Source organism: Bacteroides sp. AM41-16 (assembly GCF_003603495.1).
GTDB lineage: Bacteria > Bacteroidota > Bacteroidia > Bacteroidales > Bacteroidaceae > Bacteroides > Bacteroides uniformis.
On the sequence record NZ_QTNE01000001.1, the window covers coordinates 101859 to 122844 of the forward strand.

Annotated in this window: 40 protein-coding genes, 1 tRNA gene and 1 pseudogene; 3 read left to right on the forward strand and 39 right to left on the reverse strand. The window is 40.1% G+C overall.

Annotated elements, in window-relative coordinates:
• Positions 1-199 precede the first annotated feature (199 nt).
• The 25 genes and pseudogenes from DW896_RS00480 to DW896_RS00600 form a co-directional block, all read right to left on the reverse strand.
• Positions 200-754 (reverse strand): hypothetical protein, encoded by a 555-nt coding sequence (locus tag DW896_RS00480; RefSeq protein WP_009038457.1) that lies wholly within the window; start codon positions 752-754, stop codon positions 200-202.
• A 4-nt stretch (positions 755-758) separates the two neighbouring features.
• Positions 759-1154: a hypothetical protein gene (locus DW896_RS00485; RefSeq protein ID WP_009038458.1), complete on the reverse strand. Its 396-nt coding sequence runs from the start codon at positions 1152-1154 to the stop codon at positions 759-761.
• Entirely contained in the window at positions 1151-1447 is a 297-nt protein-coding gene (locus tag DW896_RS00490) for a hypothetical protein (protein ID WP_009038459.1), read from the reverse strand. The genes DW896_RS00485 and DW896_RS00490 overlap by 4 nt, the downstream gene beginning before the upstream one ends.
• Positions 1444-1743: a hypothetical protein gene (locus DW896_RS00495; protein ID WP_009038460.1), complete on the reverse strand. Its 300-nt coding sequence runs from the start codon at positions 1741-1743 to the stop codon at positions 1444-1446. Before DW896_RS00495 ends, DW896_RS00490 begins: the two co-directional genes overlap by 4 nt.
• Positions 1734-2057: a hypothetical protein gene (locus DW896_RS00500; protein ID WP_009038461.1), complete on the reverse strand. Its 324-nt coding sequence runs from the start codon at positions 2055-2057 to the stop codon at positions 1734-1736. The genes DW896_RS00495 and DW896_RS00500 overlap by 10 nt, the downstream gene beginning before the upstream one ends.
• Positions 2054-2368, reverse strand: a complete 315-nt coding sequence (locus tag DW896_RS00505) for a DUF6706 family protein (RefSeq protein WP_022400898.1) — start codon at positions 2366-2368, stop codon at positions 2054-2056. Before DW896_RS00505 ends, DW896_RS00500 begins: the two co-directional genes overlap by 4 nt.
• Before the next feature lie 12 nt (positions 2369-2380).
• Positions 2381-2746 (reverse strand): hypothetical protein, encoded by a 366-nt coding sequence (locus DW896_RS00510; RefSeq protein WP_009038462.1) that lies wholly within the window; start codon positions 2744-2746, stop codon positions 2381-2383.
• Between the two features lie 57 nt (positions 2747-2803).
• Positions 2804-3154: a hypothetical protein gene (locus DW896_RS00515; protein WP_009038463.1), complete on the reverse strand. Its 351-nt coding sequence runs from the start codon at positions 3152-3154 to the stop codon at positions 2804-2806.
• A gap of 11 nt (positions 3155-3165) precedes the next feature.
• A complete protein-coding gene (locus tag DW896_RS00520; protein ID WP_009038464.1) occupies positions 3166-4287 on the reverse strand; it encodes a hypothetical protein in 1122 nt (373 codons plus the stop codon).
• An 11-nt stretch (positions 4288-4298) separates the two neighbouring features.
• Positions 4299-4895: a head fiber protein gene (locus tag DW896_RS00525; RefSeq protein WP_009038465.1), complete on the reverse strand. Its 597-nt coding sequence runs from the start codon at positions 4893-4895 to the stop codon at positions 4299-4301.
• A gap of 2 nt (positions 4896-4897) precedes the next feature.
• The gene (locus DW896_RS00530; RefSeq protein WP_119992669.1) at positions 4898-5533 is read right to left on the reverse strand and encodes a hypothetical protein; all 636 of its coding nucleotides are present in this window, start codon (positions 5531-5533) and stop codon (positions 4898-4900) included.
• Between the two features lie 169 nt (positions 5534-5702).
• Positions 5703-6065, reverse strand: coding sequence for a type II toxin-antitoxin system HigA family antitoxin (locus DW896_RS00535; RefSeq protein ID WP_009038467.1), 363 nt, complete (start codon positions 6063-6065; stop codon positions 5703-5705).
• 11 nt (positions 6066-6076) lie between these two features.
• A complete protein-coding gene (locus DW896_RS00540; RefSeq protein ID WP_009038468.1) occupies positions 6077-6376 on the reverse strand; it encodes a type II toxin-antitoxin system HigB family toxin in 300 nt (99 codons plus the stop codon).
• 148 nt (positions 6377-6524) lie between these two features.
• Positions 6525-8012 (reverse strand): phage portal protein, encoded by a 1488-nt coding sequence (locus DW896_RS00545; protein ID WP_009038469.1) that lies wholly within the window; start codon positions 8010-8012, stop codon positions 6525-6527.
• An 11-nt stretch (positions 8013-8023) separates the two neighbouring features.
• Positions 8024-9292, reverse strand: coding sequence for a PBSX family phage terminase large subunit (locus tag DW896_RS00550; RefSeq protein WP_009038470.1), 1269 nt, complete (start codon positions 9290-9292; stop codon positions 8024-8026).
• A complete protein-coding gene (locus tag DW896_RS00555; RefSeq protein WP_009038471.1) occupies positions 9289-9804 on the reverse strand; it encodes a hypothetical protein in 516 nt (171 codons plus the stop codon). Before DW896_RS00555 ends, DW896_RS00550 begins: the two co-directional genes overlap by 4 nt.
• A 5-nt stretch (positions 9805-9809) precedes the next feature.
• Positions 9810-9992 carry a hypothetical protein gene (locus DW896_RS00560; RefSeq protein ID WP_034529787.1) on the reverse strand — a complete coding sequence of 61 codons (183 nt, stop codon included), beginning with the start codon at positions 9990-9992 and terminating at the stop codon, positions 9810-9812.
• A 3-nt stretch (positions 9993-9995) separates the two neighbouring features.
• Positions 9996-10736: pseudogene (locus tag DW896_RS21850) on the reverse strand (ParB N-terminal domain-containing protein).
• A 220-nt stretch (positions 10737-10956) separates the two neighbouring features.
• On the reverse strand, positions 10957-11634 hold the full coding sequence (locus DW896_RS00570) for a phosphoadenosine phosphosulfate reductase family protein (RefSeq protein ID WP_009038474.1): 678 nt from the start codon (positions 11632-11634) through the stop codon (positions 10957-10959).
• Between the two features lie 203 nt (positions 11635-11837).
• Positions 11838-12227 (reverse strand): ASCH domain-containing protein, encoded by a 390-nt coding sequence (locus DW896_RS00575; RefSeq protein WP_009038475.1) that lies wholly within the window; start codon positions 12225-12227, stop codon positions 11838-11840.
• Positions 12228-12259: 32 nt separating this feature from the next.
• Positions 12260-12333: transfer RNA gene (locus tag DW896_RS00580), tRNA-Val, on the reverse strand.
• Between the two features lie 71 nt (positions 12334-12404).
• Complete coding sequence (locus tag DW896_RS00585) at positions 12405-12611, reverse strand: DUF3873 family protein (protein WP_118936933.1); 207 nt, start codon at positions 12609-12611, stop codon at positions 12405-12407.
• An 11-nt stretch (positions 12612-12622) separates the two neighbouring features.
• Positions 12623-12820, reverse strand: coding sequence for a hypothetical protein (locus DW896_RS00590; RefSeq protein ID WP_118744112.1), 198 nt, complete (start codon positions 12818-12820; stop codon positions 12623-12625).
• A 36-nt stretch (positions 12821-12856) separates the two neighbouring features.
• Entirely contained in the window at positions 12857-13114 is a 258-nt protein-coding gene (locus DW896_RS00595; protein ID WP_054349667.1) for a hypothetical protein, read from the reverse strand.
• A gap of 42 nt (positions 13115-13156) precedes the next feature.
• Positions 13157-13405, reverse strand: coding sequence for a hypothetical protein (locus DW896_RS00600; protein ID WP_118936935.1), 249 nt, complete (start codon positions 13403-13405; stop codon positions 13157-13159).
• 84 nt (positions 13406-13489) lie between these two features.
• Here DW896_RS00600 and DW896_RS00605 point away from each other — a divergent pair, with 84 nt between their 5' ends.
• A complete protein-coding gene (locus DW896_RS00605) occupies positions 13490-13840 on the forward strand; it encodes a helix-turn-helix domain-containing protein (RefSeq protein WP_230327120.1) in 351 nt (116 codons plus the stop codon).
• Position 13841: 1 nt separating this feature from the next.
• On the forward strand, positions 13842-14447 hold the full coding sequence (locus tag DW896_RS00610) for a hypothetical protein (protein WP_118462733.1): 606 nt from the start codon (positions 13842-13844) through the stop codon (positions 14445-14447).
• Positions 14448-14458: 11 nt separating this feature from the next.
• Here the strand turns inward: DW896_RS00610 and DW896_RS00615 are convergent, their stop codons facing one another.
• The 8 genes from DW896_RS00615 to DW896_RS00655 all read right to left on the reverse strand — a co-directional run bounded on the left by DW896_RS00615 (position 14459) and on the right by DW896_RS00655 (position 18373).
• A complete protein-coding gene (locus tag DW896_RS00615; RefSeq protein WP_119992671.1) occupies positions 14459-14896 on the reverse strand; it encodes a hypothetical protein in 438 nt (145 codons plus the stop codon).
• Between the two features lie 497 nt (positions 14897-15393).
• A complete protein-coding gene (locus DW896_RS00625; protein ID WP_119961668.1) occupies positions 15394-15651 on the reverse strand; it encodes a hypothetical protein in 258 nt (85 codons plus the stop codon).
• Between the two features lie 15 nt (positions 15652-15666).
• Positions 15667-16089, reverse strand: a complete 423-nt coding sequence (locus DW896_RS00630; RefSeq protein WP_119992673.1) for a YopX family protein — start codon at positions 16087-16089, stop codon at positions 15667-15669.
• Positions 16090-16091: 2 nt separating this feature from the next.
• Entirely contained in the window at positions 16092-16673 is a 582-nt protein-coding gene (locus DW896_RS00635; RefSeq protein ID WP_119961669.1) for a hypothetical protein, read from the reverse strand.
• A complete protein-coding gene (locus DW896_RS00640) occupies positions 16651-16947 on the reverse strand; it encodes a hypothetical protein (protein ID WP_165860112.1) in 297 nt (98 codons plus the stop codon). The genes DW896_RS00635 and DW896_RS00640 overlap by 23 nt, the downstream gene beginning before the upstream one ends.
• An 8-nt stretch (positions 16948-16955) precedes the next feature.
• A complete protein-coding gene (locus DW896_RS00645) occupies positions 16956-17555 on the reverse strand; it encodes a hypothetical protein (protein ID WP_243634815.1) in 600 nt (199 codons plus the stop codon).
• 12 nt (positions 17556-17567) lie between these two features.
• Positions 17568-17978: a hypothetical protein gene (locus tag DW896_RS00650; protein ID WP_133303682.1), complete on the reverse strand. Its 411-nt coding sequence runs from the start codon at positions 17976-17978 to the stop codon at positions 17568-17570.
• A 2-nt stretch (positions 17979-17980) separates the two neighbouring features.
• A complete protein-coding gene (locus DW896_RS00655) occupies positions 17981-18373 on the reverse strand; it encodes a hypothetical protein (protein WP_119992678.1) in 393 nt (130 codons plus the stop codon).
• Positions 18374-18513: 140 nt separating this feature from the next.
• Between DW896_RS00655 and DW896_RS00660 the strand changes: the two genes are divergently transcribed.
• Entirely contained in the window at positions 18514-19269 is a 756-nt protein-coding gene (locus tag DW896_RS00660) for a hypothetical protein (RefSeq protein ID WP_119992680.1), read from the forward strand.
• Between the two features lie 34 nt (positions 19270-19303).
• Here the strand turns inward: DW896_RS00660 and DW896_RS00665 are convergent, their stop codons facing one another.
• Genes DW896_RS00665 through DW896_RS00690 form a run of 6 tightly spaced genes read right to left on the reverse strand, consistent with a single transcriptional unit; the run spans position 19304 to position 20877 of the window.
• Positions 19304-19645: a hypothetical protein gene (locus DW896_RS00665; protein WP_119992683.1), complete on the reverse strand. Its 342-nt coding sequence runs from the start codon at positions 19643-19645 to the stop codon at positions 19304-19306.
• A gap of 2 nt (positions 19646-19647) precedes the next feature.
• The gene (locus DW896_RS00670; RefSeq protein WP_119992686.1) at positions 19648-20106 is read right to left on the reverse strand and encodes a hypothetical protein; all 459 of its coding nucleotides are present in this window, start codon (positions 20104-20106) and stop codon (positions 19648-19650) included.
• A gap of 2 nt (positions 20107-20108) precedes the next feature.
• Positions 20109-20282: a hypothetical protein gene (locus tag DW896_RS21385; protein WP_165860113.1), complete on the reverse strand. Its 174-nt coding sequence runs from the start codon at positions 20280-20282 to the stop codon at positions 20109-20111.
• A 2-nt stretch (positions 20283-20284) separates the two neighbouring features.
• Positions 20285-20497 (reverse strand): hypothetical protein, encoded by a 213-nt coding sequence (locus DW896_RS00680; RefSeq protein WP_119992691.1) that lies wholly within the window; start codon positions 20495-20497, stop codon positions 20285-20287.
• A 9-nt stretch (positions 20498-20506) separates the two neighbouring features.
• On the reverse strand, positions 20507-20692 hold the full coding sequence (locus tag DW896_RS00685) for a hypothetical protein (protein ID WP_119992693.1): 186 nt from the start codon (positions 20690-20692) through the stop codon (positions 20507-20509).
• Positions 20689-20877, reverse strand: coding sequence for a hypothetical protein (locus DW896_RS00690; RefSeq protein WP_133303683.1), 189 nt, complete (start codon positions 20875-20877; stop codon positions 20689-20691). The genes DW896_RS00685 and DW896_RS00690 overlap by 4 nt, the downstream gene beginning before the upstream one ends.
• Positions 20878-20986: the final 109 nt, after the last annotated feature.

Genomic DNA, 20986 nt, shown 5'->3' on the forward strand with positions numbered 1-20986 from the left:
TTACCAATGTTATCTCTTTTTTAAGAGTGGTATCAACTTCAGAAGGAGTGGTTTTAATATCTCCTGACTGAGTGACGTACCCCACTTTCGACACTTCATAGTGAACGGTAGCCCCAGCATTCACCTGCTTTGACTTGACCGTTGCACCGTCCAGCTTTACGGTCGCATCGGAAGGAGTAGGTACAATGGTTACTGTAGTTCATGCCTGCAAAGCTTTAATCTGCCCCTCTTCGTAGTTATACTCAGAAGAAACGCCTTCAATTCCCGGTTCCTGCACCAAGCCTTTTACAGCGATTGCAATTGCCTTATCCGTATTGGCTTCACGGGAAACAATACGGCATTTTGGGAAGATGAACCAGACATCATCATCGGTCAGACAGAACAATGCTTTGTTGATAATAACTTTATCCAAAGCACGCTTCCAACCCACATCTTTAGATGTTGCCTGAATAACATCGCCACCCATGAACGCTTTCTTTGTCTTCCAGTCATATTGTCCGATAGAGAAAGTTGGTGACACTTCTCCCGGCACATCATCGTAACGGTAATTCTTTCCCGTTAATTGGTTCTTGTACCCAGTGACGGAGGCTTCCGTCTCCTCAATCTGCCACGTTTCCCCGTGTACATTCAAGACCTCATCTTTGGCAGCGATGGCTGCTTGAATCAAAGTTTTTGCAATTTCGGGGGTAATGTCTGCCGTTACCTTATCAATGTCGGCAAACAAGATTCTTTTAATTCCTACTGCTGAAATCATAATCTTATAGTTTTACATTTAATACTTCAAATAAAATTCTCACATTCACATAATGACATTTCAAAGCTGTGTCCGCTTCCGTACCAATTGATTCAATAGAGTAACGATAGGTTGTACTGTCATAGGTGCTTACTACATCATCAAGCAGCTTGCCAGCCTTTCTTTCAAGTTCGTTAAGCCGGATTGTGTTCGCTTCATTCTCGCTTAAATTGGGTACACATAGATTCACTTCTGCGAAAGACTTCTTCCAATACTTTCCCGGCTGTTGTTTCTTTGTGTGGATAACGATTCTTTCAGAGGCCAATTCACCCGTCAGCGTTTCTCCTGCTGGCACTATGCATATCTCGAAAGCCTTGCAATCCCGGTAGAGGATGTTTCCTATGTCGGTGGTTACTATCATACTATCAAATATTGGACGTTTTCGTCATATTCGAGAAATACGTGACAAACCAAATCTCCAAGTTGAACCGTTCCGGCAAATCTTTTTCCAGCCAAATCTGCATCTGATACGTGTTGCCCCGTTCCGTACATATAAATATCCACAAAGCACAATTCTTTCTGATATTCATCTACGATAGCCCACAAGCAAACAGTACCTCGTTGTACTTGAACAGACAATATCCTCGCCCCGATAGGCAGACATAGTTTTGAATGGTCTGCAACAATCAATTCATACTTGAATATTCTTTTCATTTTTCAAATTCTTCTTTTAATCGTTTCTCCGCATATAAAGCAGCACTACTCAAAACATCATACCCTTTAGATTCTACGAATGAAGCGTATTCCGCTTCGTTTTTCAGCGTCAAACCGTCTTTATCGACATCGTAATCATTGGACGTTCTCAAAGTGAGTGTATGGTCTTGATAATCGCCATTTTCCTCTGCGTACTTCACGGCTTCATCGCCTACATCAATCATCTTCTTTTCGACCTCCCATTCTCCTTCATCGAAAAAGGAGTCGACATCTGAGAAATCGAAATCTACATCCATAATTCCGAGTAGTTAAAGTAGTTTGTACTCTTTATCGTGTAGACTTCGCCTTGACCTCTTACGCCATCACCATCCATGCAACGTACTTCATCACCAGCCTTGACAGTAATTCTCTTCTCACACACCACATGATAATTCGGACGATACACAGAGCCGTTATCAGATGAAAACTCTTTGGTAGTGTTATCATCACAACGGCACTTGCATACCTCCTGCCAGTATTCACCACCTGTTCCAGGAATAGGTCTGCCAAACTCATCCTTATCCATCGGGGTGATAACTTTTACCTGCAATATGTGTGGAGCGAATATCATAAAAAAGTCACTTTAGGTTTGTTACTCAGTTCGTCTTTCAAGCCGTACTGCTTACACAGCCATGAGTACAATTTCATTAGGCTATCAACATAATTAGACCAAGACACAGAAAATCCGCTTTCGCTGACCGAAGATGGATTTTGTATCATCCACGGAATTTGCTTTGCACAAGCGACCTCTAATCTTGCCCGATTTTCCTCGGCAAAAGGTTCTTCACCATCCAATCCCGTTCTTGAAAGTATATTTTCAACTACAAGATTAGACGGGGTGTTCTTATCAAATACGCTTAATACAAACTCCTTGTTACTCATGGCTGATATCATTCAATATGGTGTAATCAGTTTACTATATGCGGTATAGCTATAATGCGTACAATGTTTAGATTTATAGATGTATCTGAACGGACATTTGGGAACATTAATTCGTATCCCTTGAATAGCCGCTTCCTCTTTCATCGAACACATCATAGCCGGGTTATTTGCAACCAAGAAGACGGGAGGTGTCATGGTCAGTACAACACAATCAGCCGGAGCCGTTTCCAAAGTGATAAACTGAATATCCGGCAGACCAACATCAACCGATGGATTCACGTATTCACGCTTAGGAGATTCCACACTTGATGCCTGCACGCTCAACGAAACCAAAGACATCATTAAAAAGCCACACATGGCAAAAATAAAATTCTTCATTCCTTTTCTGATTTATAAAATTAGACAATGGAAGGGTAGAAGCACTACCCTATCCTTTTACTCGATACCTAATGCTTCTTTCAGTTTGGCTGTTGATTCTTCATCTAGTTCTGCAACCTTAGCCAAAAGAGTTTCCTCTTTCATGTTGCCGGAAGCCTGCGCACCGATAGACCTCAAAGCGTCAACCAAAGTCTTCTTCTCAAACTCCTTTTCAAAGAGGGAGATTTTCACCTCCTTCTTTTCTTCAGGGGCTTTCACTTCGGGATTTTTTGCCTCAATCCGTTCAGCAAGTCTGCGGCTTTCCATATCCAGCACACGGGCTTCCTCACCGACTTCAATCACTTCACCGGGAGTATAATACTTTCCGGTGAACTTGTCGCGGAAAACTGATATAACCTTTACTTTCATATCCTACCTCCTTATGCTGATTGGATGGATGCAATTTCGCTCAGGTCGAAATTGGTAATCAAGTCCGGGTTGGAAATCTGCGGAATCCACTCGGCCGTATATTCCATGTAGCGACCGTTTTTGTCACGGTAGTTAGAGATAAGCATCTGCCCCTCTGACGGGATATAAGTACGTCCTTGTACCGGGTCTGTCGCTTCATATGGGGTATGATGGCGCATATAACCGATTTGGTCAGAAGGCAACAGAGTAATACGGTTATCCGCGTAAATCTGCACATTCTTTCCCGTCTGGTCTTTCACGTAGTCTTCCTTGATTTCGATGCGAGGCAGACCGATGCCGGTGAACACTTCGGAAGCCAAAGAAGAGGAAACCAATCCCGTACTCAACTTCATTTCGTTGCTGCCGAGAATCATCTTGTACTGCTCACCAAATTCAGATGAACCAAGAATAAGTTTGTTGAAAGATGCACGGGTCATTATCATCTTGGCATAAACGCCATAGTCCGGTGCCAAGGAATGAAGTTTCTCTCTCAAATAAGAGATAAACATATTCTTTCCGTCCACAACCACATCTCCACTTTTCGGCTTGATAAAATTGAACGGAAGGGTAATCTCCAGCAGTTTATTATTGGTCTGACCGGAAGTGATTGCAGCGTCTTTGTTGTAAACGGTGGCTTCACCAAGCATCAACAGCGCACCGACAATAATATCCATACGCTTGTGGGCGGCAAGGGTAATCTGACGGTAGTCGTCTGCCAGGAAGTTTACAATCTCTTCCATTGCAGCCTTTTGGTCGGCTGGCTTAGCTGCATTGAACTTGTCAATCAAATCCTGCAATTCGGAAAGACGGTCAATAGACATCTGATAAGCATCACCCAAATAGGCAATCTCACCATATCCGGAACCGATGTTCCGACGCTCACGGATGGGTTTCTCTCCAAAACGTGAATTGATAGAGCCGGCCATAACTCCGGTTACAGAACCGATATAATCCTTGAACACACGAGTAGTCACTCTGCGGAAAGTAAGATACTGCTGCCAATAGATTGTGTCCTTGCGTGTCTGGTTCACACGTCTGATGATAGCGGAAACAATGTTCGCATCATCGAATAATGTTTGAATCGTTAAAAACATATCCTACCTCCTTACTCGTTAAATTCAAACCATCCCTTCATGTTGGCTTTATCGTTCTCGGAGAACGGTATAACCAATTTTGAGGGTTCAATTTCTGCGGCTGTACGAAGCAATGAAACCAATGTGACTCCGTCCTCAACCTTTGTACGGTTAAACAGAGCCGAATTAGCTACATGCTTTTGTTTTAAACCATCAACTGCAACCGCATTGAATAATACAGCATCTTTGGCGATATTCTCACCAAAAGCAGCCTTGATTGTCAAGACATCATAATTTGCATTTGTCTTGTCGATAGCCGAAACTTCCGCGCCTTTCGTACCGCTTCCGAGAAACATGCCAACGTATGCAAGGGAGTTCTTTTCTACCTTGATAGATAACGCCGTGTCACCGGTTGCGTATGCTTCTACTACTCTCACATTGATTACCGTGTATGCGAACTTATTTTTCAAGTCCGCACAAATCGGTGTAAATCCGGGAAGAAAACTTCCCACTACCAGGTTCTGCGTGTCGAGTTTGAACGGGCCACGTCTACGAATACCGGTCTGGACATCGTAGCGTTCCTCTTGCTCAACGGGCGGAACCAAATCGTACTTAAATCCTGCTGACATAATTAATTCTTGTTTTGTTCAACAATAGTTTTCGTTCCCTTGTCAATCATCTTAGCGATAGATTCAGATTCTTTCTCAATCTTCTTTTCCGCTGATTCGGGAGGGGTTACGCCCTTGAAGCCGTCATTTGCGAACTCCTGCTTCAAGTCCTTGAAATATGCGTCCAAGTCCTCATCGTCCTTGATGGCGCATCGTTTGGCGTAGTTTTCGGGAATACCATACTCCTTTGCCTTTGCCATAATCTGCTCCTGCCGGGTAGCTTGTAACTTCTCTGTCTCGAATTGAGCGAGCTTATCAGAAAGAGGTTTAACGGCTGCACTCACTGCGTTAGCAATAATAGCCGCCATGTCGTCCGTCTTATCTTCCAGCTTCGGATTAGGGTTCTCAATTGGCTTACCGTCTTTAAGGTTATGTTTCTTCTCGTAGTTGGAAACTGCGGTCTTGGAAGCATCCCCGGCACGGAAATCACCATAGGAATTTAGCACGTCCGAGAAGCTGATACCCTCAACAATGGAGTTTACCTTTGTCTCGTCCGTTACACCCTCTGCCTTCTTAGTGGCAATTCGGGTTAAGATAGCAGTGTCCACCCCAGCGAATTTCTGTTGCAGCCCTGCCAAAATTTGTTCTAAGATTGTCATACCGTATGAATTTGATTTATAAATTTCTACGGTAAATTTCGTTATTAATAAAGAAGGTGAGAAATAATCAGATAGGTGATACACGACAATGAAACGATTGTCGTAAAATGGTATAAAAAAGGCGTGAAACCGAATGGAATCACGCCTAAATATTCTTCTTATGAACTAATCAGAAACCCAACATCGCGGCTGGAGGTATATTCAGCACTCGACATAGCAACCTCGCAATTTTGAGGGTCGGTTCCGAACGTCCGGAGATATAGTCATTCACTCTTGAAGGACTTATTCCAATCTCACCAGCAAGTTGCTTTTGACTCATCCCTTTCTCTTCAAGGAATAGCTCTATCAATTCCGCAACGGTCGGTTTTTCTATCGGATAATGTTCTTTTTCGTATGCTATCACAATATCGGACATAACTGTAAGCTCCACCGCATTCTTATCATTTGAAGGCGTATTGTCATCAACCAATGGCAGAAGTTCCTCCACTCTCGCCAAAGCAAATTCATACTGTTCTTTCGTTACTTTATTCATACTTCTATCTCTTAAATGGTTGAACAATCTATCTTATCGTAATCTTTATGAGTACCAACCCAGCGAATGAAGACGTACCCAATTGTAAACTTAACAACGACAACCAACCGATAGTTGTTGCCTCTGATATTGAATACATAGTGTTGATTGCCTACATAATCAACTGAAAGAAAATCCACTTTAATGTCTGATAGATTCTTCCATTCAGCTTTTTCTGCTATATCATACCAACGTTCCAAAGCTATGCGTGAATCTTCATAACCTTTCGTCTCGTAGAATTCCTTCAATTTTCTATGTGATACAATTCTCATACCTCTTTTATTTAATGCAAAAATATGAATTAATTTTGAATTATAAAATTTTTCCAGAAAATATATTCTATAATATAGAATTTAGTAATAAAAAAGCGGAACTAAATTAGCTCCGCCCAATAGTACTATAAAAACATGAAGCAATGAATTATCCCTTGGGGTTAGGAGACGCTGCATTGTTATTCTTTGCCGCTTGCTCCTCCTTGATTTCTGCAAGCTCCTCTTCTACCCTATCAGCATTCCCGGCAAACATGATTCCTTCACGCGTTGACCAGATGCCACCACTGACAGCGGAAACGGCAGTAGTTACCTTATCGTTCAAATCGTCAATCATATAGGGAACCAGTTTTGTTTCTATGTCAATGGTCTGTGATGCCTTGCTGAACTCGGTCGGATTAATTTCCCCTAAAGCAGAAACAATGAAATTTACCCTCCGTTGCAGGAACTCACCGATAACCTCGCCGTGATTTTCCACCGCCATGTGCGCTCCCATAAACATGAAGCGGAAAGCAGTGCCGGAAGCCTTGCCTATGCCTTTCAATGTCTCAAAAGAGATACGTGGAGTGTTTGACATGTCGTAAGCCATGTTAGTAAGCGTTTCCGCTTCAAATTTAATAGTATCAGGCACCTGCGACCACGTCAGATACTGCGCATCCGCACCTTCTCCCGTCAGTTTCACCATCCGGTCTTTTGTTTTCCCCATGAAGCCCTCCACATCGCCAATCAGCTTCAGCAACGGGAAAAAATGGTAGTCGATGCAGTCGGCATAATTGGAAAGAAGTTTCTCCAGCCGGACACGAAAAGTCTTAATCTTACTACAATAGGGTTCGGGACGGTAAGCATAAATAACCGGTAGCTTTCCAAATCCGTGGGCGAAAGAGGTTCTTTCCTCGTAGCCTTTAGATAAATCCCATTGATAGACCTTCTTGTCCGTGATAGTCATAAAGCAGGTGACTTCCGAACCGTCCATGAGTTTCTTCTTGTACTCACGGGAGAAAGCGACCAAATCACCCTCATCGTTGAAGAATGGATAGAGCTTGTCCCCACGGAACGGGGACCATAGTACGCTTTTCAGTTTTTTAGTAGGCTTCACTTTGCCGCCAAAAGCAGTTTTCACCTTCTTCCAAAACTTAGTCCAGAACGAATCATCATCAACCACATACCAGTATTCAGCCACCTCCTGCTCAGATAACCAAGAACGGACAACCTTCTTGTTCTGATATTTGATTTTGTTGGATTTAAATACAGCCTTTACCGCATCCAGTAGCTTCTTTTCATCATCATCAGTTGGAGTGCAATCCATAGACGGTTCTGTGCCGACCGTGAAAGCAGTTTGAATGTTCACTATATCCTGTTCCAATGGAATGGAGATACGGTTCACTGGTTCTGTTTTATACCTTGCTTCGATTTCATAAGTCTTACCAGTTTTTTCATCGAAGTGCTTCTCAGCTTCTTTTTCAAGAACCTTTCTGTCCGGATACTTCTTTTTGTCAACCATAATTTCATGGCGTTCCGGATTCCAATCGTCCCAAAGTTTACAACAGTCGGGAAGTTCAGTCTTCCTACCTTTCTTCAGGTAGTTTATCTTCTGCCCGATATCGGGTAATGCTAATATTTCTTCTAAATTCAATGGCATAGCTTATATTTTTAGTGTGTGAATATTCCAGTTAAATCTTTCGGCTTCTGAATCTTACCAAGAAGCTCACCCAATACATAGTAACGTACAGCATCTATTCCGTGATTATCATGGTCTTCCGGTTCGTTGATATAGCTCCCGTCCTTATCCTTTGCCCAAACATACTTTCTGAACTCGCTTTGCAAGTTGTACGAGCGTTTGGTTATATAAATCTCCATATCTTTCATTTTGTCAATTCCGGCATTGATAGAGCCTGCACCTTTCTCTACGGCATATATCTTGATTCCTCCGTTGTGTATCTCTTGAATCAAACGTGGGTCTGCGCTGTCGGCAATGACTTTCAATCCCCACGGGCGAAGAGTCTTGATGATGTCAGAAGAAAGCAATCCAGTACGGTAATCCACTTCATCCAAGTAAAGGGCGTTATCAACGATACCACAACGAATGGAAGCAGACGGGTCATGCGTATAACCGAAGTCTTGCCCGAAAGCAACTTTCTTTGCCCAAGCCGGGAACTCGTCAACAATTCCCCACTTCTTGAACACAGCACCTTCTGCAACGTCAGCCCAGCGACCGATAACCACATGAGCATACTTTTCAGGATTACTCACCTTCATATCTTCCACCTCTTTCAGGAACTCAGGAGAAAGGTTATCCAAGTTATCAAAATACGTAGTATGGATATGGAGCACATTCGGATGAGTGGAAATCTGAACCTGCACACCGTCAATCTCTACCAGCTTGTGAGTTTTCTCAATGTATTTCTTGTAGATGAAGTGATTGGAATCGCATGGGTTCATTATAATGATAATCCGGTTCTGAATACCCTTCTTGCGAATGGAGAGCATTATCTTGTCGAACTCATCTTCGCTTGTCCACTCTTCCGCTTCATCGCAGACGAAAGTCGTAATGCCTTGAATGGATTTCAGTTTTGCTGTCTGGTTCCCGGAAGAAGTCTTGATACCCCGGAACATGATACGGCTCTTAGTCATCTTATTGACTATATCCGTCTTTGTGGTCTTGAAATATTTCGTGGTTCCGTCCAAATCTATCTTCTCCATCATTTCGGGGATGATAGACATACCGGCAGAAACCATCGTGTAACGGGTGTAAAGAATCTGATGAACTATCTTCTCTACGGGAGTCATTTCAAAAGTCAACCGCTCAATAAAGGTAGAAGCATTGAAAGACTTTCCGCTACCACGCCCACCGGTGATAAGAATTATAAATTTTTCCTTATCCTCGTATAATGGATGGTAAATTTCTTGAGGTACTATCATTTCAGCTTGTCTTTAATCCAGGAATCAATGTTGATGCCATGCTCTATGTCTGTTGGAATATCAGCGTCTTCATCTTGTTTGCGTTCAATCTTTCTCCAATCTTCATCATGGTGGTACAGCCAAACGGACATTGCTTGCAAATTAGGAGCCAACTCGCTTTCGCTTACTTGTAATTCATCTTCGCCCGTCAAATTCCCTTCTGAATCACGGAGCTTTCTTACCACGGTGCTTTTGGTTTTTATGCCACCGAGAGCCATTGCAAGGAATTTAGCCCTTACAGTGGCATTGATTGTCGCACGCCCACGCGCTAAGACTTCGGATATTTCGGTGTACTCACTTTTCTTTTCGCAGAAAGTTTGTGGTAAAATCCCTATGGCATAAGCAATTTCCTTGTCAGTGAGCCCCTTTTTGGCATACGACTCTACGAGAGAAAGAAAGTCCTCGCTTGTGTAGTCAAACTTGGGCTTTCTTCCTCCTTTGCCTTTTCTGTTTTGAGATTCACTATTGCTCATATTACTTATTCACTCCAAGGATTTTCATCTTCTTCCTCAACGTAAATCCGTTTTAGTCTATCAGATACTTCTTTCAATTCATGTTTCATCTGCTTTACATGAAATTCGGCAGGCATGGGAATTTTCATTGCGCCTAATAGGTTATCTATCGTGTCGACAACTTCCGTAAATTCATCTGGTGCAATCACATATCAATCTATTCTTTCTATTTGTTCATCAAATACTTCTCCCTTTATGAACTTCATATCCGGTCCATAACCGAATCGTTCACAGAAAGCGGCTTTCGCCTCATAGGTATCAAAAGACAACATCACATAGGCATCCATGTTCTCGGCTTGCTTCTGTGCATTCTCCTTTACCTGTTGTTTGACTTCCTTCATGTGGGCTACCTTTTCGGCACGTTCCAACTGTTTGGCGGCCTTATCGGCTTCTTTCTGTTCGGAAACCGGGGTCATCATATCAGACAAAGCATCCGCAATAGAGTTTTCCCCTTCGGTCTGCAAAAGATAGTCGACACCAATCATATTCAAGTCTGCATCGGTCAGACCTGCATCTTTCCAGTCAATATCAGGAACAATACGGGCAAGAGCGTCAAAATCCCATGTCCCTTGTGCATTAGGGTTGTTCATTAGAATGTTTAACTCCTTTTCCTGCTGCTCGTCCACGTCTATGACATCGACACGAATGCGGTAGTCGTTATCGGGAAACTTTTACAATTCGTCCATGACAGACAAACGCTGGTGCCCGCTGACTACGGTAAGACCTGTACGCTTGTTCACGACAATTCCACCGACTAAACCAAACTTCTTGATGCCACGTTTCAGTGTCTTACGTGATTCATCGGAAAGTTTCCGGGGGTTATAATCTGCAAAGTGAATGGCAGAACGATTAAGTTCCATCGATTCACTCTTTATGTATTTTGACAATTCCATATCATCCATTAGTTAAACCCATATAAATTCTTCGAGATACTTTTCTTGCGCCATCTTGTTGTTTCCCCTCGTTATACCCAAAGGTTCGTTCAATGTATCGAATATACTTTCTTGCAATAGAGTTTACTCTGTTCAGCCTATTACCCGTTAAAGTACGAGATAGTCTGTATCTTTGCTCTGCAATATCATCAATTGATTTTCTTCTGACTCGGCTTTCCTTCTATTGCTTTTGTTGATTATTATACTCCCAAAGCACCCTTTCAGCCATTGGGAAAACTTTGTAAATTCTCTGTAAATCTTGTGGGTAATTATTCTCCATCCAAAGCATACAATCAAGATTGAAACCTACTCCCGAACTGGCTTTCAATGAATATCGAACTGGTTCGGGTAAATTGTGCTGCCTCATATAAGCAAGAATATCCTTTTGTGTCCAATCAGCCAAAGGATAAACCATACCGTTATTCTCGTAACCGTTTACCTCATACCCTTTCAGCATAAGCCTGCGGTTCATACCATCGGCTTTTTTCATGCCTAAAAATGTGTAATAAAGCCCATAAGTAAGCTGCATAGCCTTTACCACATCTGCCAACTTCAATAGTTTCACTTTCGGATTAGGCACGCAATACATACCTCCACGAAGAATATAAGTAAGATTCCAGTGAGGCACTTGCACAAACTCAATCTTTGGATATTTGACTTTAGTCCAGCCAATCCATCGGTTAATGTGCTCCAATTTCTTGACGAAGTACATGAACACACAAACAATCCGGTCAAACTTCGGATAGATTAAATCAAGCAGAACAAGCGAATCTTTGCCAAGTGATAAAAACAGTAAAGCCTCATTCGATTTTACCCGAATGAGGTCTATATACCGGTTCGCTTGTTCTACCTTGCTCATAGCTAACCACCACTTAAACCAAATGAAGTACGAAGGTCACTATAACGCTGTCTGCGTGACCCCAACTGTGATGTACCAGCTTCACCGCCACGTCTGGCAACCAATCTACCACCAGCCCCTGCACCGTTCATATTTCTGCGAGGCCCGGCTACTCTGTTAATTCTTCTTGCGACTCTGCTTTTTAATTTTAAAAGTTAAACAAATCAATCTATATGTCTCTCTAATATCTTGCCCAAAGTATAATCCATTTGTGCAGCAAGATACTCTTCGCCTTGATGTTCGTAAACAATATCATTACCGTTTTCATCTGTGAGAATAACTGCTTCTGCTACTTTCACTTCAACGATAATATAAGGACGTTTACCTGTATATGCACCTGTCAGAAGCTTGATTGCATCGTACTTGATAGGCTTTAATTCTATTTCACCTTCTTCAGGCAGTTCTGCATCAGCCGGATATTCTTTGCCGCCACATAGGTAAGTGATATACTTCTTAGCGTTAGTTGGTCTGATTTCACGGTATTCGTGGGTTTTCTTTCCTGCCAAGATTTCATCGAAATACTTCTGTTTGATACTTAATGTAAGAATGTTCATAATCGTGTCAAATTTAAATTAATACTCAATAGTTGCGGAAACAGGACTCGAACCTGTGACCACCGCCAAGTCAAAGCGGTAAGCTAACCAACTGCTCCATTCCGCGATAGTACCCCAAAGATACTACCACAACCAAAGATAACGAAATATCTTCAATCGTTATACACGACAACCGGCTTATTGTCGTGAACTAAGCCATTTATCCCGTCTTTCTCTACACGCCTCTAAGGTAGGCGCACAACAAGAAAAAAGTTCACCGCTATCAGTACGGTAGTCGTACTGGTACATTCTCACTCTTTTTCCTCTCAACCTGGTGTTGTAGGTACAATAATTCTCTTTACCGGGTTGGCATACGCTGCAACCGTTTTCATTTATTGAGTTCATAATCACTATATTTAATGTTTTGCATTCAATCTTTTTTCACTCGTATAAGCCACTACAAGCCCAGTCTCGTCATGCTGTATGGTGATGTACTTTTCACCCCTCTCTATAGTAGAGAAGTCATAAGGGGTTACCATCTTACCTAACACTTTGCCCAGTTGCTTCATCAGTGGGGCTTCAGGGCTGATAACTAAAACTAAATCTGCTTTCATAATCGTGTATATTGTGGCAGCTCGAAAGCTACCGGATTAGAACTCAACCAATATCAATCTTTCTAAAGAACCTGATGCTTTCACCCACATATGATTATGTCCGAAACCATAATCGAAAAACAGTTTAAAATAAGGGTATCTTACTATTAAAGAGTTCATACAGCCTCTTAACTCGTCTTCTGACATACAAGAAGTTATTTCATTGATAATTTGAACGAAAAGGTGTAAAACTTCTGGTTCATTATTCAATAACGGTTTTTCTATAACTGCTTTTAAAAATATATTTTCTTTCATATTCTTCTATATTGCGCAGGGCTTTCGCCCTGCTGGTTAAACTTATAATATTGTAATCTCTTTATTGCCTATCTCTGTATCTACATTCAGAACCTCGTACTTTTGAGCCTTGTAGTTATAAACAACTTCACAGGTATTGAAGCCTCTGCCATCTTCTCTTTGGTCATAAACAGTATCTATATGCTGATACATTTTATTGCCTAACATGAAGTTTACCTTACCTGACGTGCAGAAGTAAAATGCTACTGCATATTTCAATGTCTTCTCTTCATCAATCTTCTTTGTTGCCATATCTTATATATTTTAATTGTTATTCAAACTATGTTTTTATTATCACGATGCAAATATCAAATTTTATTTTGAATAAAACAAATTTTGATAGAAAATTTTTCAAATTATTTTTTGATACTATTCTTTATATATTCTATGTATAATTTGAAAACTATTCCTATCTTTGCATCAAATTATAATTTGAATATCATGCTAAGAGTACAAGAAATCTGCAAACAGCAGGGCATTACCATGCAAGACCTTGCTAAAAGAATGGGAGTGACATATCAGGCCTTGTATGCCGCAGTGTCCGGCAACCCTACCATTGGGAAGTTAGGTGAAATAGCAAAGGCATTAGATGTAGGAATAATTGACTTACTGAATGAGGATAAAGAAGAAAACGCTATTATTTGCCCCCATTGTGGAAAAAAGATAAAAATAGAGAAAGGAGAATGATATGGATGTCAATACAATTATCAATATTATTGCTGTCATTTTAGCCATAGGGAACTTTATATTCTTGTGCAGTATATCTCGAAAGAAAGCATATAACGAAGAAAAAGGGAAGAATCTTGCTACCAAAGAAGACATAGAAAGCATTACTAATATCATTAAATCAGTAGAATCCCAATACAATAATTCATTAGAATTGTTCAAAATGGAATTACTCAATGAATATGAGTTTTCAAAATCACTTTTTGAAATATGCAATAATTTAGACAAAGAGTTAATAAATCATCTAATTGAATGTAAAAAAGACATTGAAATGGATGAAAGTTATGAGTCACAAGGACAATTAGGACAAGCTATTAAATCTATCAATGATTTAGGAGATTTCTTACACTGTTACGAATCTAGATATTCAAATTTAAAGAACTTCAACAAATTAATACAAGAATGCGATAAAATGTATGGTGTCTATATTGATTTAGATAGCGGAAGAGATATTCAATTTACAAATTATCGTCCCATAACAAAGAAGGTTCAGAAGTATATAAAAGACATACTTAAAATAATAATTCCACCAATTAAAGTAGGTAACGCAGAAAAGCCGGAGCACTAAACTCCGGCTCATTAATTGATTAGCCCTTTGAATTTTAACCGATTTACGATTTCGGTGTAAAGATACTCTATATCTCCACTGAAATCCCCATAATTCTGATAGAGAAACACGACATCAGCACAATTGTCGGAAATGGTACATTCTGATTGAACACCAAGAACCTTTGCTATTTCCGGACGTAACCCTGATGTCATTTTCCCACCGGCGAGCGAACTTGGAGAAAACAGATACAGGATAATGAAAATGAACTTCTTCCGCTGGGTAACACTGTCAATATTCGGCGGACATCCCCTCTTATTCAACAACTCAACAAATATTTTATAGATTTCATGGATAAGGCTCTTATCTTTCAGAACCGGGGAAGTTAAGATATTTTCTTCCTCTGAAAGTTCTGATTTTTCGATACGAATCTTTTTAAGACGAATTATTTTGTTAAAATCCAACTCCATAACACGATTATTTTAAAAGTAAATAGTATATTTGCATCATAATCGTGTGAGGAGCTGATTCATGGTCGTGCGTGGGTTGGCTCTTTCTTTTATTTAACAGACTTATCCTTTTCCTGAAGAACCCGATTTTTCTCGTTCACCTCCCTACCCCACATCATAGCGAAATAAATGGCTTTTGCATACAAAAAGAGTTCCTCACGACTGGTAAGGAACTCAACTCGAAGGGCTGCACATTTCGCATCAGTCCAGACATTTTCATTTCTACTCATTGACTATTTGTTAATTTTATAAATCTATTACGTTAATGGTTAACATACATATCCGCTTGCTAAACCATGTTATAAGATGGCTGAACAAAGGCTCATAATTTGCATAACTCCCACAAATCCGTACCTTTGCAATGTGTTTTTCATAGTATTAGATTAAGGTTAATAAAAAAGATTGGCTGTCTGGGAAGATAGCCTTTTTTTGTAACCATTGGCAATATCTTTTCTTTATTAATCACCTGGTCGTTCATACCGTTTCTTCAATTGTTTCAAGACTATTTCCATGCCGTTATCAAGCCCTTTCTTATACCCGGCTACATTCTCCCCTATATTGTAAACCAAACAGCCTGCAACAATAAGAACTACTCCTAAAGCTCTATGCCAATAAGGAAGTGATATGCTGAACGGCGAAAATGTCAACCGGAAATGCCCGATAAACAATACTGCGATGATGAATATCGCAATAAAGAAAATGAGGTCTGTTTTCATATCTATTCCTTATATTTAATTGGGGTTATCGTAAATATTTCCATTGACTTCAAGGTGATTGCCTCTGCACAATAAAAAGCAACGGTGATTATTTGATAGACAAAATCCACCATCAATATAATTGATAATAAAATTGTCATAACCGACGGAGTTAAAACTTACTTTTCCATTGGGAATTTCAATACCATATTCTTTGGTTTTTACAATATCCCCCTCGTAAATCTCTTTCCCGTTTTTATCACGCAGTCCGGTGAACTGCCCGACGGTTTCAGCCCATACGTCATCGCACCGGCAGTCTTCCGGGGAATATATCCTCGCCTTGTCCGTGAGGATAAGTCCGTTTTCGTCCCTTCCGGCAGTATAGAAAAAAGAGAGAAATCCATATACCCATTTCCCCGTATCAGTACTTTTACCTCTGAATTTTATTTCACGCTTCATAATCAATATCTTTTTCCATGTTTATTTTCTCTCAATTCATTGTACCGCATCTTCTGCTCCACATGCCATATAAGGTCTATGTTCATATGCTTGGCAAGCCCGAAGATTGATAATAACATATGACCTATCTGACTTTCAAAAGAATAATCATATTCATAAAAATAACGAATTGGCAATGTGGATATGGCGTATATGCTTTCAGTAAATGTTTCACCTACGCAACTTTCGGATGCACCATATATCGCTTCTTCAGGAAAATCATCAATGGATATATTTCTTAATCCAGCCAAATCAAGCAGGCGTATGCAGGCGTCGGCAAACTCGTCTTCCACACAGTCTTTGATATATTTTTCAAAACTATACTTAAAATCGGCATTGTAATGCGGCTCTTCATCCTCATAATAATCTTTGAAAGATTTCCTATCAGCATATTTATTGTTTCTATCCGCTTCCACAGCTTCCATAAGTTCGGATATGACAAGGCAAAGGCAGTGTTCATTACTCAGCTCTTCATCGTGAAAACCGTGGTTGCAAGCGGTTTTATAGGCGCGGTCGCGCAATTCATTTAGATTCATGTTTACTATTCTTTAATTTGTTATACTCATCCTCAATACATTTATTGATTTTAGCAGCCTCCTCGTACCGTTCCTCATTAATCATTGCGCTTTTCAGCCATTCAAGTTGGTTTATATAAATGAACCGGTTACACTCTGAAACCCTACGGGTGTATTCCCTTATCTCATTCAGCTTGTCCTCCATGCGCCTATGCCATCTGCTTACCAGGATTAGGACAAATCCTAATGCAATGGCATTGAATAAAGAGATGGAGACTTTAATTATCAGTTCCACGGTTTCCATAATAAATTTTAATCAATCAGTTCAAATTCGTAAACGAAGACATAGGGATTCGATTTCCATGTACCCTTGCAGGATATTCTGTCTATCAATGCGGAAAATGCTTCTTGTGATGTCAAATAAACATCATCCTTACTCTTAACTTCCACGTTTGGCACATAGTAAAAGTTTCTACATGCTGGTGAGTGAAATCTTTTAATAACACCTTCTTTCAAGCAATCTTCTTCGGAGATAGATTGTAACTTTTCAAATTTTATGTTTGTAATTCGGATATGGTGCGGCATGAGGTCGGCACGTACAAACATCTTATTTGCCCATCCTGCAACATATTCGTCTTTAACTTCATATCTTTCATCAAGGAAACCGTCATCGGGATGTGCAATATTTCTATATGGTTGTGCAATGGCAACTACTTCGCCAATATAGTATTTCGGGGATGTTGCTATTTCTTCCCCACTTATATCAAATGTGATTATTTTATTATCTTCAATTTCTAATCCTCCGTATGATTTAGCTGGTAATTTATAAACTCTTCTTGTCATAGTCTTCCGACCATCCAATACGGCTTGGGTTAAGCCGTATTTATCATTAAACATTATTTTCTTAGCCATATCATATAAGTTTTAATACTTCTCAAAATTTGGAATTTGCAAATAGAACGAGTTTCGAGACATGGGAAGCCAAACTCTCGTTTCATTGTTGCACGTATTCCAATTATCTTCTCCAAATTCATCATTTAATGCTTCCACTATCTTATAGGCTACATCTTTTACAAAACGAGTATTAAGCACCTTCTTGCCTTTAATGACGATTGTAGGTGTATAGAGTGAAATTTTATATTCACCGCCATTTACTATCGACCAGTCACCTTGCGCTACTGTAATATGCGGATTAGTTTCATTCTTATACTCTTGCGTTATGCTTAGATAACAATTGAAATAATTAGAAAGTAAATCTGATTTATAAACTTTTATTCCCGTTGCTTTTTCTAGAAGCTTTCTAAGTCTATAAGCATCATTTACAATAGGAGTCATTTTCATATAAGTTTTAACGCTTCTTGTATTCCTGCTTCAAGTGCTTCTTCGTAGGTATCCCACAGACCGCCATCATTAGGCCCCCTGGAATCATCATCTTCCTGCCACGTTCCGTTATCGGATTTCACTATAGCATAGCCGTACCCTACGGCACTTCGGTATATTTCAATCTGTAAGTTCTTGGTTTCACGCAGCCATTTCTGGACGATATATTGAGTTGGGGCAGAGAAAGAGTAAACGCTTGCATTGTAATTCTGGGCATCGTAGCTTTCAAATAGCTCATACTCATAACTACCTTCTTCACACACCAATTCGTAAAAGACACTAACATCTTCTTTAAATCCTTTCTCTTTCAGCACCTTCGCAGTTTCCAATGTTACAAGTTCTTCTGTCATATAATCATTTTTTTCCTTTATAAAGGGCACACCCAAATGAAAAAGAGTAAAGTGTCAAATTCTAAACTTATCATTATGGATGTCGGGTGTGCCCGTTTTTATTTGTATATTTGTTTCGTCAAATTTTAAACTTAGTTATTATGCAATACCCTGTTATTGAAGTAAGCCCTAATATAAGGCTTGCCACTGATGAAGCATTCGGTGATTTCAATGTGTATATCGTGAAAGAGATTCTCAGTTATGTCGATATGACATTTAGCGATGCACTTCAAATCCCTTGTTCCTCGATAGATAAATGTACGGTTAGATACAACTACTTTAAGGATAATCCAATGTGCAGCAACATTGGTAATGATAGGATTATTTACCTTCACACAAGAGGTGATTTTTGGTGCCAATGGATTTACCAATTTGCTCATGAGTATTGCCATCACATTATCAACGGAACTATGACGGGTGAGTTGTCTGGTTTGATGTGGTTTGAAGAATCCGTTTGCGAACTTGCTTCCATGTATAATCTGAATAGTTTGTTCCGAATTTGGAGTCAATATCCGCAATCAGTTCAGCGCCATTACGCCCCTTCTTTCCAGGATTATCTAAATGACCTTCTGGCAGAGAATCCAGAGTTATACGCTTCAACTCTTCATCCAAAATTTCTACAATCCTGGGATAGCCTTCTAAGAGAGAATGTATACCACAGAGACCATTACAATGCGATTGCTGCTCGAATGTTTCCTCTGTTTCTCGAAAATCCTTATCTGTGGAAGATGATTCTTCACATTGGCGACTCCCGTCAGTGGAATTCGCTGGAAGAACTGTTTGTCCATTTGGAGAGGAATGCCGATGACAGTTATTCGGATTCTCTGATTCAATTAAAAAATCTTTTGATTCCATAAGTTTTAGTTTTTAATTTCTGATTGTTCAATTCGATTAAAAATAATAATGAGACGTACACAGAGGAGGGAAATTAATGGTTGCCGCACAACCATTAATCTCTTGCCAGAAGTGTTCCTCCTCTATTTTTACCCATGAGGACCATAACAAACCATCAATATCACTGCGTACATAGAAAGGCGGTCCGTAAGGGTCACATACAGCCAATATCTGCACATGGCTGTTTTCATTGTAGGACACAACTTTCATCTTGGAGGAATCGAACAAATCCTCCTCTATTTTCTTTCCCGGACTGATGTTGAACGAGTAGCTGAAGTCCTTATGCACATCCAGGGTCTTCCACGGGTATTCCGGGAAATCTGTAATATGCAGGTTCATTGCTAGTCTTCCGTTTTAAGTTCAATCTTTTCTGCCCGTCCCCACCATGAGCGCTTGTTGTGCTCTTCAATAAAACCTTCCAGCAGTATACGCTTGTATCTTTCATCAGCAGCTTCTCTACGTCCTGCATAAACTTCATCTTGCAGGGAATTTACTTTATTTTCCAACTTGGCTATTTCTTCGACAAGCTTCTTGACATACTCATCCTTCAAGGAATAGATAGCCCGTGTTTTCCTGGAAAAACTGAATCCTTCTTGTACATCAATAAATTCAGCCAGCGTATTCCCGTCACCCAACGCTACGACAAGCTTGGTAAGGCTTTCCGCGCTTATCTCATAGCGCTCTTTTATACTGAAGGAATCAGGCAGTTTCCCGTTCCTAATTTCTATTCCGTCCACGTTGAATATAAGGTCTTTGCCGTCAAAGACCACTTCTTTCTTGTTTTTAAATTCTGCATCCATGGTTATTCTCCTTTCAGTTTCTTTATTAGTGAATCAGCAAAACCAATACTCCATTCTGCCACCATATTTGAGTCAGCATCCATTATCTGTTGATGTGGATTGCTACAGAATCCTTGCATTGCAGCCTTTGCCAGTTCATAACGCCTCTGTTCCCAGTCAATTTCTTTTTCTTCCATTGTCATTCCTCCTTATCTGTCTTAATATCCGTTACTTTGCCACGATTGATAAAACGTTCATCAGAGTTATGCCGTCCGGCAATTACTGTACATAAGAAGAAGTCTGTTTTATCACATGTTCCTTGCAAGCTGCAATTGTCACACGAGTAGTTTTCTCTTATTGACACCATTTCATGCAGCACTCCGTCTATTATTATTCCGTTCTTTACTTCCATGACCTTCTCCTATTCCTTTTTAAGTTTTAAAAACAACATTATTCTGTCCCATAATACCATATAGCTGTCCCAGTAATCGCTAAAGCTGAAATAGTACCAGCTCATTTGCAAATACCATATCGGCAGATAGGCTATGAATATGGCGAACCATAAAGGGATAAGCAGCCATCGGAGCATCAGTCTTAATTTTATCATAGTGTTAAAATAATATCTATTCTTATACACTCTTTGGGTTGAGATAAAGGTTCTGATTTTGCGTTTTCCCGATACACATAAACTATATTGGATTTCAATCCGGTTTCTAATTCGAGATTTTCCAGAATCCGGGCTATCTCCATTTCTGCTTTCGCTTTCTTTATTTTTGCTTCTTCTATATTCATATCAATCACCATTTAAAACATCCAACAACTCTTTCGCTCTCTTATAGGTATCAAATCCCTTTACATTCACCCATTCGGATGAAATACGTTTGTCTTTTCTGACTTGTAC

Coding starts and splice junctions, on each gene's coding strand:
- DW896_RS00480 (WP_009038457.1), bottom strand. CDS start 754: ATGATTTCAGCAGTAGGAATTAAAAGAATCTTGTTTGCCGACATTGAT.
- DW896_RS00485 (WP_009038458.1), bottom strand. CDS start 1,154: ATGATAGTAACCACCGACATAGGAAACATCCTCTACCGGGATTGCAAG.
- DW896_RS00490 (WP_009038459.1), bottom strand. CDS start 1,447: ATGAAAAGAATATTCAAGTATGAATTGATTGTTGCAGACCATTCAAAA.
- DW896_RS00495 (WP_009038460.1), bottom strand. CDS start 1,743: ATGGATGTAGATTTCGATTTCTCAGATGTCGACTCCTTTTTCGATGAA.
- DW896_RS00500 (WP_009038461.1), bottom strand. CDS start 2,057: ATGATATTCGCTCCACACATATTGCAGGTAAAAGTTATCACCCCGATG.
- DW896_RS00505 (WP_022400898.1), bottom strand. CDS start 2,368: ATGAGTAACAAGGAGTTTGTATTAAGCGTATTTGATAAGAACACCCCG.
- DW896_RS00510 (WP_009038462.1), bottom strand. CDS start 2,746: ATGAAGAATTTTATTTTTGCCATGTGTGGCTTTTTAATGATGTCTTTG.
- DW896_RS00515 (WP_009038463.1), bottom strand. CDS start 3,154: ATGAAAGTAAAGGTTATATCAGTTTTCCGCGACAAGTTCACCGGAAAG.
- DW896_RS00520 (WP_009038464.1), bottom strand. CDS start 4,287: ATGTTTTTAACGATTCAAACATTATTCGATGATGCGAACATTGTTTCC.
- DW896_RS00525 (WP_009038465.1), bottom strand. CDS start 4,895: ATGTCAGCAGGATTTAAGTACGATTTGGTTCCGCCCGTTGAGCAAGAG.
- DW896_RS00530 (WP_119992669.1), bottom strand. CDS start 5,533: ATGACAATCTTAGAACAAATTTTGGCAGGGCTGCAACAGAAATTCGCT.
- DW896_RS00535 (WP_009038467.1), bottom strand. CDS start 6,065: ATGAATAAAGTAACGAAAGAACAGTATGAATTTGCTTTGGCGAGAGTG.
- DW896_RS00540 (WP_009038468.1), bottom strand. CDS start 6,376: ATGAGAATTGTATCACATAGAAAATTGAAGGAATTCTACGAGACGAAA.
- DW896_RS00545 (WP_009038469.1), bottom strand. CDS start 8,012: ATGCCATTGAATTTAGAAGAAATATTAGCATTACCCGATATCGGGCAG.
- DW896_RS00550 (WP_009038470.1), bottom strand. CDS start 9,292: ATGATAGTACCTCAAGAAATTTACCATCCATTATACGAGGATAAGGAA.
- DW896_RS00555 (WP_009038471.1), bottom strand. CDS start 9,804: ATGAGCAATAGTGAATCTCAAAACAGAAAAGGCAAAGGAGGAAGAAAG.
- DW896_RS00570 (WP_009038474.1), bottom strand. CDS start 11,634: ATGAGCAAGGTAGAACAAGCGAACCGGTATATAGACCTCATTCGGGTA.
- DW896_RS00575 (WP_009038475.1), bottom strand. CDS start 12,227: ATGAACATTCTTACATTAAGTATCAAACAGAAGTATTTCGATGAAATC.
- DW896_RS00585 (WP_118936933.1), bottom strand. CDS start 12,611: ATGAACTCAATAAATGAAAACGGTTGCAGCGTATGCCAACCCGGTAAA.
- DW896_RS00590 (WP_118744112.1), bottom strand. CDS start 12,820: ATGAAAGCAGATTTAGTTTTAGTTATCAGCCCTGAAGCCCCACTGATG.
- DW896_RS00595 (WP_054349667.1), bottom strand. CDS start 13,114: ATGAAAGAAAATATATTTTTAAAAGCAGTTATAGAAAAACCGTTATTG.
- DW896_RS00600 (WP_118936935.1), bottom strand. CDS start 13,405: ATGGCAACAAAGAAGATTGATGAAGAGAAGACATTGAAATATGCAGTA.
- DW896_RS00610 (WP_118462733.1), top strand. CDS start 13,842: ATGGATGTCAATACAATTATCAATATTATTGCTGTCATTTTAGCCATA.
- DW896_RS00615 (WP_119992671.1), bottom strand. CDS start 14,896: ATGGAGTTGGATTTTAACAAAATAATTCGTCTTAAAAAGATTCGTATC.
- DW896_RS00625 (WP_119961668.1), bottom strand. CDS start 15,651: ATGAAAACAGACCTCATTTTCTTTATTGCGATATTCATCATCGCAGTA.
- DW896_RS00630 (WP_119992673.1), bottom strand. CDS start 16,089: ATGAAGCGTGAAATAAAATTCAGAGGTAAAAGTACTGATACGGGGAAA.
- DW896_RS00640 (WP_165860112.1), bottom strand. CDS start 16,947: ATGGAAACCGTGGAACTGATAATTAAAGTCTCCATCTCTTTATTCAAT.
- DW896_RS00645 (WP_243634815.1), bottom strand. CDS start 17,555: ATGGCTAAGAAAATAATGTTTAATGATAAATACGGCTTAACCCAAGCC.
- DW896_RS00650 (WP_133303682.1), bottom strand. CDS start 17,978: ATGACTCCTATTGTAAATGATGCTTATAGACTTAGAAAGCTTCTAGAA.
- DW896_RS00655 (WP_119992678.1), bottom strand. CDS start 18,373: ATGACAGAAGAACTTGTAACATTGGAAACTGCGAAGGTGCTGAAAGAG.
- DW896_RS00660 (WP_119992680.1), top strand. CDS start 18,514: ATGCAATACCCTGTTATTGAAGTAAGCCCTAATATAAGGCTTGCCACT.
- DW896_RS00665 (WP_119992683.1), bottom strand. CDS start 19,645: ATGAACCTGCATATTACAGATTTCCCGGAATACCCGTGGAAGACCCTG.
- DW896_RS00670 (WP_119992686.1), bottom strand. CDS start 20,106: ATGGATGCAGAATTTAAAAACAAGAAAGAAGTGGTCTTTGACGGCAAA.
- DW896_RS21385 (WP_165860113.1), bottom strand. CDS start 20,282: ATGGAAGAAAAAGAAATTGACTGGGAACAGAGGCGTTATGAACTGGCA.
- DW896_RS00680 (WP_119992691.1), bottom strand. CDS start 20,497: ATGGAAGTAAAGAACGGAATAATAATAGACGGAGTGCTGCATGAAATG.
- DW896_RS00685 (WP_119992693.1), bottom strand. CDS start 20,692: ATGATAAAATTAAGACTGATGCTCCGATGGCTGCTTATCCCTTTATGG.
- DW896_RS00690 (WP_133303683.1), bottom strand. CDS start 20,877: ATGAATATAGAAGAAGCAAAAATAAAGAAAGCGAAAGCAGAAATGGAG.